Origin of the sequence: Stenotrophomonas sp. AS1, assembly GCF_048957655.1 — a bacterium.
In the GTDB taxonomy this organism is placed as follows: domain Bacteria; phylum Pseudomonadota; class Gammaproteobacteria; order Xanthomonadales; family Xanthomonadaceae; genus Stenotrophomonas; species Stenotrophomonas bentonitica_A.
On record NZ_JARVXM010000006.1, the window covers coordinates 458,241 to 469,830 of the forward strand.

General features: G+C 67.4%; 12 protein-coding genes and 1 riboswitch. Of the genes, 7 read left to right on the forward strand and 5 right to left on the reverse strand.

Translation table 11 applies throughout. The features are described 5' to 3' along the window. Positions 1-3: 3 nt before the first annotated feature. On the reverse strand, positions 4-687 hold the full coding sequence (bioD, locus tag PV764_RS11000; protein WP_046273813.1) for a dethiobiotin synthase: 684 nt from the start codon (positions 685-687) through the stop codon (positions 4-6). A gap of 119 nt (positions 688-806) precedes the next feature. Here bioD and PV764_RS11005 point away from each other — a divergent pair, with 119 nt between their 5' ends. Together PV764_RS11005 and PV764_RS11010 are read left to right on the forward strand one after the other, a co-directional pair. After that, positions 807-1,289, forward strand: a complete 483-nt coding sequence (locus tag PV764_RS11005) for a GAF domain-containing protein (RefSeq protein ID WP_046273812.1) — start codon at positions 807-809, stop codon at positions 1,287-1,289. Next, the gene (locus tag PV764_RS11010; RefSeq protein WP_046273811.1) at positions 1,286-1,657 is read left to right on the forward strand and encodes a TfoX/Sxy family protein; all 372 of its coding nucleotides are present in this window, start codon (positions 1,286-1,288) and stop codon (positions 1,655-1,657) included. The genes PV764_RS11005 and PV764_RS11010 overlap by 4 nt, the downstream gene beginning before the upstream one ends. Before the next feature lie 36 nt (positions 1,658-1,693). Here PV764_RS11010 and PV764_RS11015 read toward each other — a convergent pair whose 3' ends face one another. Next, positions 1,694-2,272 (reverse strand): histidine phosphatase family protein, encoded by a 579-nt coding sequence (locus tag PV764_RS11015; RefSeq protein ID WP_046273810.1) that lies wholly within the window; start codon positions 2,270-2,272, stop codon positions 1,694-1,696. Between the two features lie 152 nt (positions 2,273-2,424). Next, positions 2,425-2,657: riboswitch (cobalamin riboswitch) on the forward strand. A 122-nt stretch (positions 2,658-2,779) separates the two neighbouring features. Here PV764_RS11015 and btuB point away from each other — a divergent pair. After that, positions 2,780-4,621, forward strand: coding sequence for a TonB-dependent vitamin B12 receptor (gene btuB / locus PV764_RS11020; RefSeq protein ID WP_070426545.1), 1,842 nt, complete (start codon positions 2,780-2,782; stop codon positions 4,619-4,621). Positions 4,622-4,730: 109 nt separating this feature from the next. Here the strand turns inward: btuB and gph are convergent, their stop codons facing one another. Further along, positions 4,731-5,381, reverse strand: coding sequence for a phosphoglycolate phosphatase (gene gph / locus PV764_RS11025; protein WP_399618786.1), 651 nt, complete (start codon positions 5,379-5,381; stop codon positions 4,731-4,733). Positions 5,382-5,465: 84 nt separating this feature from the next. Then, positions 5,466-6,368 (reverse strand): LysR family transcriptional regulator, encoded by a 903-nt coding sequence (locus PV764_RS11030; protein WP_399618789.1) that lies wholly within the window; start codon positions 6,366-6,368, stop codon positions 5,466-5,468. A gap of 96 nt (positions 6,369-6,464) precedes the next feature. On the opposite strand from PV764_RS11030, the gene PV764_RS11035 reads away from it, so the two are divergent. Continuing rightward, entirely contained in the window at positions 6,465-7,103 is a 639-nt protein-coding gene (locus PV764_RS11035; protein WP_019185768.1) for an NAD(P)-dependent oxidoreductase, read from the forward strand. A gap of 143 nt (positions 7,104-7,246) precedes the next feature. Beyond that, on the forward strand, positions 7,247-8,161 hold the full coding sequence (locus PV764_RS11040; RefSeq protein WP_421116600.1) for an MBL fold metallo-hydrolase: 915 nt from the start codon (positions 7,247-7,249) through the stop codon (positions 8,159-8,161). A 301-nt stretch (positions 8,162-8,462) separates the two neighbouring features. Here the strand turns inward: PV764_RS11040 and dinB are convergent, their stop codons facing one another. Beyond that, positions 8,463-9,545 carry a DNA polymerase IV gene (gene dinB, locus PV764_RS11045; RefSeq protein ID WP_284128438.1) on the reverse strand — a complete coding sequence of 361 codons (1,083 nt, stop codon included), beginning with the start codon at positions 9,543-9,545 and terminating at the stop codon, positions 8,463-8,465. Positions 9,546-9,776: 231 nt separating this feature from the next. On the opposite strand from dinB, the gene fabA reads away from it, so the two are divergent. Further along, entirely contained in the window at positions 9,777-10,292 is a 516-nt protein-coding gene (fabA, locus tag PV764_RS11050; RefSeq protein ID WP_019185765.1) for a 3-hydroxyacyl-[acyl-carrier-protein] dehydratase FabA, read from the forward strand. Continuing rightward, complete coding sequence (gene fabB / locus PV764_RS11055) at positions 10,292-11,500, forward strand: beta-ketoacyl-ACP synthase I (RefSeq protein ID WP_019185764.1); 1,209 nt, start codon at positions 10,292-10,294, stop codon at positions 11,498-11,500. Before fabA ends, fabB begins: the two co-directional genes overlap by 1 nt. Positions 11,501-11,590 lie beyond the last annotated feature (90 nt).

An 11,590-nucleotide genomic window follows, 5' to 3' on the forward strand; every position in this document is an offset into this window, starting at 1 on the left:
CGCTCAGAACACCAGGCGGTCTGCCAGGCTCGCCGGATCCGCACCCGGCGCATACGGCAGGCGGCCCCAGCACGGCATCGGCAACCGCGCCTTGAGCAACGCGACATTCTCATCGCGGCGCGCCATCGCCGGGTCCACCTCGTTGGCGATCCAACCGATGCAGTGCGCGCCGCGGGCCGCGATCGCCTCGGCGGTCAGCCGTGCGTGGTTGAGGCAACCCAGCCGCAGCCCGACCACCATCACCACCGGCAGCTTCAGCGCCTGCACCAGATCACTCTGGTCCAGCGTGGCCGACAGCGGCGCCAGCCAGCCGCCGACGCCCTCCACCACCACCGTGTCCGCGCTGGCACGCAGGCGCGCGAAGGCAGCTTCGATCGGCGCCAGCGACAGTTGCACGCCCGCTTCTGCCGCGGCGATCTCCGGCGCGAGCGGCTGCTCCAGCGCAAAGGGGTTCAGGTCGTCGTACCCGGGCGTCGGCACGCTGGCGGCCAGCAGGGCGGTGGCGTCCTCGTTGCGCAGGCCCTGCGGGGTGCGCTCACAGCCGCTGGCGACCGGCTTCATGCCCACGGCCGTGCCGCCATGCCGGCGCAGGGCATGCAGCAGCACGCAGCTGCTGAAGGTCTTGCCGATGCCGGTATCGGTACCGGTGACGAACAAAGCGGCGGGCAACGGCGCAGGCAGGGACATGAAAGACGACCAGGGCTGGAAACGCGTCATTATCCGCCGTCCCGGCAACGCCGCGGTGCGGTCTGCTGCGTTCCGCCGGCCCCGGCGCAGGCGGGCGTGCGGCTTGGTAGACTGCGGCCATGTTCGATACCTCCACGCTTACCGGCAGCAAGCCGGAACAGTACGGCCAGCTGCTGGCCCAGGCCCGTGCCCTGGTGCATGGCGAGCGCGACCGCATCGCCAATGCGGCCAACCTGTCGGCGCTGGTCTACCACGCCCTGCCGCACCTGAACTGGGTCGGCTTCTACTTCTTCGATGGCAAGGAGCTGGTCGTCGGCCCGTTCCAGGGCCTGCCCGCCTGCGTGCGCATTCCGCTCGACAAGGGCGTGTGTGGCGCCGCCGCCTCGCAGCGGGTTACCCAGCGCATCGAAGACGTGGACGCTTTCCCGGGCCACATCGCCTGCGACTCGGCCTCGCGCTCGGAGCTGGTGGTGCCGCTGGTCCACAACGGCAACCTGGTCGGTGTATTCGATCTGGACAGTCCCTCGCTGGCGCGCTTCGACGCCGAGGACCAGGCCGGCCTTGAAGCGATCGCCGCCGTGTTCGTCGAGGCCCTGGGATGAGTGGCGCCAAGCTGCGCAACATCGGCCCGAAGAGCGCAGCATGGCTGCGCCAGGTCGGTCTGCGTACGCCGGAAGACCTGGTGGCGGTCGGCGCCGTGGGTGCCTTCGTCAAGGTGCGCCGTGCCGGCTTCAAACCGAGCCTGAACCTGCTCTATTCGCTGGAAGGCGCGCTGCAGGACTGCCACTGGCAGGAACTGCCGGAAGCACGCCGCACCGTGCTGGTGGCCGAGTACGAGGCCATCATCGCCGAGCAGCCGCTGAAGAAGGCGCCGCCCGCGTCCGGCCCGGTCTACGACCGCACGGTCGAGCATCGCGATGATGAGGGCGATGACGCACCGCCGTTCGAGAGCGACGACGAGCCTCGCTGATCCGCACGGACCGACGCATCGTCGGTCCTGCGCGCTTCATACCTGCTGCAGTTCCAGCAGCTCGCCCCAGAGTTGATCGTCTTCGCGCTCCACGCGCAGCCGCAGCCGCGTGCCGTGGTCGATGCGCAGCGCCCAGCACATCGCCATCGGCAATCCGCAGACCTGCGACAGCACCATGCGCAGCGGCCCGCCATGACTGACGATCAGGGTCGGCACCGGGTCTGGATCATCCAGCAGCCGATGCAGCCCACGCGCAATGCGGCGCTCGAAGTGGCCCCAGCTTTCGCCGTGCGGCGGCGGGTTGGCGTGCGGGTCCAGATGGAACGCCGACAGCGCGTCCATCGGCAGCGCCTCCAGCGCGGCCCCATCCCAGTCGCCGAAATCCAGCTCTTCCCATTCCTCGTCAGTGTCCACCCCCCGCCCGAGCGGGGCCGCCAGCGCTTCGGCCGTGCGCACGGCGCGCTGCCGTGGCGAGCACAGCACGCGCTCCCAGGACAGCGCCGCGTAGCGCGCGCACAGCGCATCGGTGGCGCCCTCATGCAGCGGTGGATCGGTACGGCCATCGAGATGGTCGTCGCGGCCGGTGCTGGCGTGGCGGATCAGGTCGAGGATCATGCCGGGCCCCCTCTGCTGCCCGCTGCGGCCGGCCGGTGAGGGTCACGGGCGTCGGTACCAGGGTGCTGCAACCACGTCGGGGTCATGGAGATCACATCGAAAAAGCGAGGCGCATTCTAACCGGTGCGCTCCACCGGCCCGGCCGATGGCTTAGACTGCGCCCACTTTCAGGTGACCCGGGGCTGCAATGCCGCCGGGTTGAAACGGGAAGCCGGTGACGCGTCAGGCCTCGTGCCCCGCCGCCACTCCGGCGCTGCCCCCGCAACGGTAAGCGAGGAAACACCAGGCAACACGCCACTGTGCTCCGGCATGGGAAGGCGCCTGGCACGATGGCACCGCCATCGACCCGCAAGCCCGGAGACCGGCCTGGAAGACGACTGGTTGCGATGCGGCGGGCATGGCGGCGGCAAGCGGCGCCGTGCGCGTCCGCCCACCGTCGATCCATCCCTGCAGCGCGATCATCCCCACCCCTTGCCGCGCGGGCGTGCGCGGTGCATGGAGTCATCGATGAAGCTGCAGATCCAAGTCCTTTCCCTGGCCGTGTTGTCGGCCCTGCCCCTGCTGGCGTCGGCCCAGGACGAGGCGACCGCGCTGGACCAGGTACTGGTCACCGCCACCCGCACCCCGATCGCCCTGCAGGACAGCATCTCGCCGGCCCAGGTGATCGACCGCGCCGAGATCGAGCGCAGCCAGGCACCGTCGCTGCAGGACCTGCTGCGCGGCCGGGCCGGCATCAACCTCAACAACAGCGGTGGCCTGGGCAAGCAGAGCTCGCTGTTCCTGCGCGGCACCAACTCGGCCCACACCCTGGTGCTGATCGACGGCGTGCGCATCAACACCGGTGACCTCGGCCTGGCCATGATCCAGGACCTGCCGCTGGCGCAGATCGAGCGCATCGAGATCGTGCGTGGCCCGCAGTCCAGCCTGTATGGTGCCGACGCGATCGGTGGCGTGATCCAGATCTTCACCCGCCGCAATGCCGGCCAGTTCGCCCCGCACCTGCAGCTCGGCGGCGGCAGCAACGGCCTGCGCGAGGCCAGCGGTGGCTTCGGTGGCAGTGGCGAGCGTGGCTGGTTCGGCACCGACATCGCCTACCAGCACACCGACGGCATCAACGCCTGCCGCGGCTCCGTCTCGCCGTTCGCCGGCTGTGGCGCCAATGAGCCCGACCGCGATGGCTACCGCAACCTGTCGATGAGCCTGCGCGGCGGCTATGCGCTGACCGATACGCTGAGCCTGGAAGGCACCGCGCTGCGCGCCGAAGGCGAGAACCACTACGACGGCTACTACAACTACTCCGAGACCCTGCAGCAGGTGCTCGGTGGCAAGCTGCGCTACACCCCCAGCGCGCGCTTCAACCTGACCGTCAATGTCGGCCGTGCCGACAACGAATCGGACAACTTCAACGGTGATACCTGGCTGGGCAACGCGCAGACCCACCGCGACAGCGCCTCGGTGCAGGCCGATATCGGCATCGCCGATGGCCAGCTGCTGAGCGCCGGCGTGGACTGGAGCCAGGACAACCTGGACGGCAGCAGCGCCGGCTATCTGGTCGACAGCCGCGACAACACCGGCGTGTTCGTGCAGTACCAGGGCCGCTTCGGCGCGCACCACCTGCAGGCCAGCGTGCGCAACGACGACAACGAGCAGTTCGGCAACCACACCACCGGCAGCCTCGGCTGGGGCCTGGAGCTGGGCAGCGGGTTCCGCCTCAACGCCAGCTACGGCACGGCGTTCAAGGCCCCGACCTTCAGCGACCTCTACGACCCGTGGAGCGGCGTGCCGACCCTGGACCCGGAAAAATCCAAGAGCGCGAACGTCGGCATTGCCCAGCAGGGCGACGGCTGGCGCTGGGGCCTGGACGTGTACGAAACGCGCATCGATGATCTGATCACGTACGACGCGACGACCTTCATGATGTCGCAGGTCGAGAAGGCCCGCATCCGCGGCGCCGAACTGACCGGTGCGATCACCGTGGCCGGGTTCGACCTCAATGCACAGCTCAGCCACACCGACCCGCGCAACCGCACCGACGGCAGCCCGCAGTTCGACAACTGGCTGGCCCGCCGCGCCCAGAACACCGCGCGCCTGGACGTGGATCGCCGCTTCGGTGACTTCCGTGCCGGCCTCACCGCCAACGGCGCCGGCAAGCGTTACGACGATGCGGCCAACACCGTGCGCCTGGGTGGCTATGGCACCGTGGATCTGCGCCTGGAATACGCGCTGAGCCGCGACTGGTCGGTGCTGGGCCGCGTCAGCAATGTGTTCGACCGCGATTACGAAACCGTTGCCTGGTACAACCAGCCGGGCCGCGAGTACCGCCTGAGCGTGCGTTACCAGCCGAAATAAGCGCACGGGACGGCGGCACCGCTGCCGTCCCGCCCTCAGCAGCTGCCGACCATTGGTCGGCACAACCATTGAACCTGGTAGGTGCCGACCGTTGGTCGGCACACGCGTATTAGAGCGCCAACAATTCCCGCAGATCGTCCATCACGGCCACTGCCTCGACATTGTCCAGATCCAGCCCGCGCGGATAGCCATAGCGCACCAGCGCCACCGGCATGCCCGCATCCACCGCGGCGCGGTAGTCGGTGATCGAATCGCCCACCATCAGGGCCGCCTCGACGGCCACCTCGAAGTGCGCCGCGATATGCCGCAACGGCACACCACTGGGCTTGCGTTCCGGCAGCGAATCTCCGCCCAGCACCAGCGCGAACTGATCCTGCAACCCGAAATGCTGCAGCAACGGCGCCACCAGCGCCGACGGCTTGTTGGTGCAGATCGCCAGCGTCACCGCGCGTTCGCGCAATGCGGCCAACGTGTCGGTCACACCATCAAACAGACGTGGGCTGCGCAACAGGCACGCCTCGTAGTGCCGCATGAAACCGGGCATCACCTTGTCCAGTTCGACGGCGCTGCCAGCCGCATCGAATGCCTGCTCCACCAATCGGCGCACACCATCGCCGATCCAGGTCAGCACGGTGGCCTCGGGCACGCGCGGCAACTGCCAGTCCTCCAGCGTGCGGTTCAACGCCTCGGCGATATCGGCGGCGCTGTCCACCAGCGTGCCATCCAGATCGAACACCACCAACGGATACGGGTAAGACAAGGCAATGCTCACTTCCACAGCAGGGAAGGGCCATTGTACGGAGGTGCGTGTGTGATGCCGATGCACGCCCGGGTAGCGCCGCGTTTACAGCTGCGCCAGGAATGCCGGGCTGGCAAAACGTTCCACCAGGAAATCCAGGAAGCTGCGCATGATCGTCGGCAGCTGCCGGCGTGACGCATATACCGCGTGGATACCCAAGCCTTCCACTTCGTAATCGGGCAGCACCTCGATCAGCTCGCCACTGCGGAGCAACGGGGCGATCTGGTACGTCGGCAACATCGCGATGCCGGCGCCGGCACGCACCGCTTCGAGTAGCAGCGACGCTTCATTGGCACTGATGTTGCCGCCCACCGCCACCGCGATCTTCCGTCCGTCGCGTTGCAGGTGCCACACGCTCTTGCCGACATAGTGGTGCGTCAGGCAGTTGTGCGCGGCCAGTGCATCGGCGGTGGTCGGCGTGCCGTGCTCGGCCAGGTACGACGGCGCCGCGCACAGCACCGAACGGCACGGCGCCAACGGCCGCGCGATCAGACTCGGATCGATCGCGCGCGAGATGCGCACCGCGATGTCCACGCGCTCTTCGACCAGATTCACCACCCGATCCACCAGCAGCAGTTCCACGCGCGTGAGCGGATGCCGTTTGACGAACGCCGCCACCGCCGCCGCCAGGTGGATCTGCCCGAAGGAGACACTCGCGGTGACCCGCAGCAGCCCGTGCGGCTCGGGGTTGTCCGTGGCCAGCTCAGCGCGCAGTTCATCGCCGATCGCCAGCATCTGACGGAACCGCAGCAGCGCGGCTTCGCCCGGCCCGGTCAGGCTGATCCGGCGCGTGGTCCGGTGCAACAGCCGCGCGCCCAGCCAGCGCTCCACCTCGGCCAGATAACGGGTCACCATCGCCCGCGACATCTCCAGTGCCTCGGCCGCTGCGGTCAGGCTGCCGCGCTCGGCGACCTCGACGAACACGTTCATGGCGGTCATCCGGTCCATTTGATCGATCCGTGCAACAAATTAGGCCGTTATACGCGGTTTTTCGTTCGATTCCAGAGGCATACGCTGGCCTTCCTTCCTCAACGGACCTGCCCCATGAAAATCGCGCTTGTTGGTGCCACCGGCAATATCGGCCGTGAAATCACCCGCCAGGCCCTCGCCCGCGGCCATCAGGTCACCGCCATCGTGCGCCGCGAGACCGACCTGCCGGCCGAACTGGAGGGCGCCCAGCTGGCCGTCGCCGCGCTGGACGATACCGATGCCCTGGCAGCCGTGATCGCCGGCCACGACGTGCTGGCCAGCGCCTTCGGCCCGCGCCCGGGTGATGCGCCGAGCACCGTGACCACCACCAGCGCCGCGCTGGTCAAGGCAGCCCGCCAGGCCGGCGTACCGCGCTTCATCATGGTCGGCGGTGCGGGTAGCCTGGAAGTCGCCCCGGGCGTGCAACTGGTGGACACCGAGGGCTTCCCGGATGCCTACAAGCCGGTCGCCCTGGCCGCGCGCGAGACGCTGAAGCAGCTGCAGGCCGTCGATGACCTGGACTGGACCTTCTACTCGCCCGCCGCCGAGATCGGCCCCGGCCCGCAGCGCGGCGGCTTCCGCAGCCAGGCGAAGAATTTCCTGGTCGGTGCCGACGGACACAGCCGGATCAGCTACGCCGACTACGCCGACGCCTTCGTCAGCGAGATCGAAACCCCGCAGTACGTGCGGCAGATCGCCACGGTTGCGTACTGACCAGGCCGCCGATGTGAAGCAGCCGACCAACGGTCGGCTCTACCGGCCCCGGGGTGATGCCGGGGCCGTCCCGCCCCGGGGTCATGTCGGGGCCATATCGCCCCGGTGTGATGCCGGGGTTGCGCTGCACAGGAGTTCCTGAAATGCCGAACGTTTCCCGCACGACCCTGGCCTTGGCGTTGGCGCTCGGTACCGCGCTCGCCGTCAGCCCACCGGCCATCAGCCACGCCGCTGCGGCCACCGCCGAAGCCCACGTGCTGCAGGTGCAGCCCTACCACCCCGGCGACGAGGCGCTGTTCTCGGTCGCGTCCACCCTGATCACCGGCCGCCACGACGCCATCCTGGTCGACGCCCAGTTCGCCGCATCCGACGCCGCCCAGCTGGTGCAGCGCATCCGCGCCTCCGGCAAACGGCTGACCACGATCTACATCAGCCACGGCGACCCCGACTACTACTTCGGCCTGGCCACCCTGCAGGACGCCTTCCCCGACGCCCAAGTCCTCGCCACCCCCGCAACCGTTGCCCACATCAACGCCACCCAGGCCGCCAAACTCGCGTACTGGGGCCCGCAGATGGGTACAGGCAAACCCACCCGCATCGTCATCCCCGAACCCCTCGACGGCGACACCCTCACCCTCGAAGGCCAACCGATCAAGATCATCGGCCTCACCGGTCCCACCCCGGACCGCACCGTTCTGTGGATCCCCGCCCTGCGCACCCTCCTCGGCGGCATCCCGATCGTCGCCGGCGAGCACGTCTGGATGGCCGACACCCAAAGCGCCCAATCGCACGCGCACTGGCTGCAGACCCTGGCCACCATCAAGGCCCTGAAGCCGACGCGCGTCATCCCGGGCCACTACGCAACGGGTGCCGCCCTGGACATCAGCGCCGTGGATTTCACCGCCGACTACATCCGCGCCTTCGACGAAGAAACGGCACGCAGCAACGACGCCAACGCACTGATTGCCGCGATGAAAAAACGCTATCCGACCCTGGCGGGCGAGAGCTCACTGGAACTGAGCGCGAAAGTAGCCAAGGGTGAAATGCAGTGGCCGTAAGGGCGCATTCGTAGAAGCCCAACGTCATTGCGCACATTGAAAAGCGCGACGCGTTTCCTCTCTGCGCACCGACCCAGTGTCGGAGGGACGGCGCGGGTGGGGTATCGGGACCGTGTGTTGCCATGGATGGCAACACACGAGCTTACAGGGACGTACTTGCAGCGGGTCCCGCTACCCCACCCGCGTCGTCCCAAACCCTCATCACCCGAACACCAGCGCATCCGCCGTTGACGTTGGCGTTAGCGTTAGCGTTGGGGTCAACGCTGATATCGATCTTGAAAAAGGCCAAAAAAACGACCAACTACACATCGCCCAGATGATCAAACAACCCCGGCTGGCGCACCACCTCCCGCTCCCGGAATCCTCCCAACCCCACCCCCACCAACCGATACCGCGTCTCCAGCGGCAGCTCCACCCGCGCCCGCAACCCCAGCGCAATATCCCGCAGTTCCTCCATCGAATCCGGCGGCGACTCCGGCGTGAAACTGCGCGTAATGATCCGGAACTGCGAGGTCTTCAACTTCAGCACTACCGTATGCCCTACCCGGTCGGTCTTGCGCGTCGCCTGCCACGTCTTCTCCGCCAACTGCACGATCGCCGGCGCCAGATCCTCCAGCAGCAGATCCTCCGCGAACGTGTCTTCCGACGAAATCGACTGCACCGGCTGATCCGGCTCCACCGGTCGCTCATCGATGCCGCGCGCACGATTGAACAAGCGCCCGCCGAACGTTCCGAAGCGCGCCTCCAGTTCCTCCAGCGGCAGCGAACGCAGATCGCCCACCGTGGCGATGCCCAGCTCGGCCAGCTTGGCCGCCATCACCTTGCCCACGCCTGGCACGCGGTTCACCGGCAACGGCGTCAGGAACTGCTCGATGCGATGCGGCGGCACCACGAACTGCCCATCCGGCTTGCGCCAATCCGAGGCGATCTTGGCCAGGAACTTGTTCGGCGCGATCCCCGCCGACGCCGTCAGCTGCGTCTCCTCGCGGATCTGCGCGCGGATGATCTGTGCAATCTCCGTCGCCACCGTCATGCCGCCCTTGTGCTCGGTCACATCCAGATACGCCTCATCCAGCGAGAGCGGTTCCACCAGCTCCGTATGCCGCAGGAAAATCTCGCGCACCTGGCGGGACACCGCCTTGTAACGGACGAAATCCGGGGGCACGAACACCGCATCCGGACACAGCCGCTCCGCGCGCACCGCGGGCATCGCCGAACGCACCCCGAACACGCGCGCTTCGTAGGAGGCCGCGCACACCACCGAGCGCATGCCGCGCCACGCCACCACCACCGGTTTGCCCCGCAACGAGGGATCGTCGCGCTGCTCCACGGACGCGTAAAACGCATCCATGTCGACGTGAATGATCTTGCGGGGGCGGGACACGGGCGTGGGCACTCGGATTCAGATGAACAAGATTACAGCCACACGCCGCAGTATGGTTGTTGGATAACAACAACATGCGTTTTTGAACCTGAAAACACTACGGCGGCGTACGGTTAAAACGTTTGATTGAATCACTTTTTCTCATGCACTCTTGAGCACTTGCTTCATGCAAGAGCAGTCGACCTGTGGTCGGCTCACCCCGACGACAACTTCTTCAGGATTGCGTTTTCCATGACTCGTCTCAACGCGTTCTCGCGCGACCAGCTGCTGGCCAGCGCCCGCGGTGAACTGTTCGGCCCGGGCAGCGGTCGCCTGCCCAATGATCCGATGCTGATGTTCGATCGCATCACCGATATCCGCGAGGACGGCGGCCCACACGGCAAAGGCATGGTACGCGCCGAACTGGATATCCGCCCTGACCTGTGGTTCTTCGACTGCCATTTCCTCGGCGACCCGGTCATGCCCGGCTGCCTCGGCCTGGATGCCATGTGGCAGCTGACCGGCTTCTTCCTGACCTGGATCGGTGCGCCCGGCCGTGGCCGCGCCCTGGGTTGCGGTGAAGTGAAGTTCACCGGGCAGGTGCTGCCGAACGCCAAGCTGGTCACTTACGAAATCGATATCTCGCGCGTCATCAACCGCAAGCTGGTGATGGCCCAGTCCGACGCCCGCATGCTCGTCGATGGCCGCGAAATCTACGCTGCCAAAGACCTGCGTGTAGGTCTGTTCACTTCCACTGAGAACTTCTGATGCGTCGCGTCGTCATTACCGGAATGGGCATCACCTCGTGCCTGGGCAACGATCTGGACACCGTGTCCTCGGCACTGCGTGAAGGCCGCGCCGGCATCCGCCACCTGCCGGACCACGCCGAAGCCGGCCTGCGCAGCCACGTCGGCGGCAACATCGAACTGGACCTGGATGCGCAGATCGACCGCAAGGTGAAGCGCTTCATGAGCGATGCCTCGGCCTATGCCTACATCGCCATGCGCGACGCCATCGCCGATGCCGGCCTGGACGAGGCGCAGGTCGCCAACCCGCGTACCGGCCTGATCGCCGGCTCCGGTGGCGGCTCCAGCCAGTGGCAGGTGGAATCGGCCGATATCCTGCGCGCCCGTGGCGTGCGCAAGGTCGGCCCGTACATGGTGCCGCGCACGATGTGCTCCACCGTGTCGGCCTGCCTGGCCACCGCGTTCCAGATCAAGGGCCTGAGCTACTCGCTGTCGGCCGCCTGCGCTACCTCGGCGCACTGCATCGGCGCCGCCGCCGACCTGATCCGCCACGGCGCACAGGACGTGATGTTTGCCGGTGGTGGTGAAGACCTGCACTGGTCGATGAGCGTGATGTTCGATGCGATGGGCGCGCTGTCGACCCGTTTCAACGAGACCCCGGCCTCGGCGTCGCGCCCGTACGACAAGGACCGCGACGGCTTCGTCATCGCCGGTGGCGGCGGCATGCTGGTGCTGGAAGACTACGACCACGCCGTGGCCCGTGGCGCGCGCATCTACGCCGAACTGGTCGGCTACGGCGTCACCTCCGACGGTGCCGACATGGTCGCCCCGTCCGGTGAAGGCGCGGTGCGCTGCATGAACATGGCGATGGAGCACCTCACCGGCCCGATCGACTACCTCAACACGCACGGCACCTCGACCCCGCTGGGCGATGTCACCGAGCTGAAGGCGGTCCGTGAAGTGTTCGGCGAGACCATCCCGCCGCTGTCCTCGACCAAGGCGCTGTCCGGCCACTCGCTGGGCGCGGCAAGCGTGCACGAAGCGATCTACTGCCTGCTGATGATGCGTGACGGCTTCATCGCCGGCTCGGCCAACATCGGCGAGCTGGACCCGCTGGTGGAAGGCTTCCCGATCGTGCGCGAGACGCAGCCGGCACAGCTGAACACCGTGATGTCCAACAGCTTCGGCTTTGGTGGCACGAACGCAGCGCTGGTGTTCAGCCGCATCTGATTGCAGCGGCGACGTACACGAAAAAGCCCGGCCATGTGCCGGGCTTTTTTATGCCGGTGTATCGGCGAGCCGAGCCCCGCTGCCGCTGGC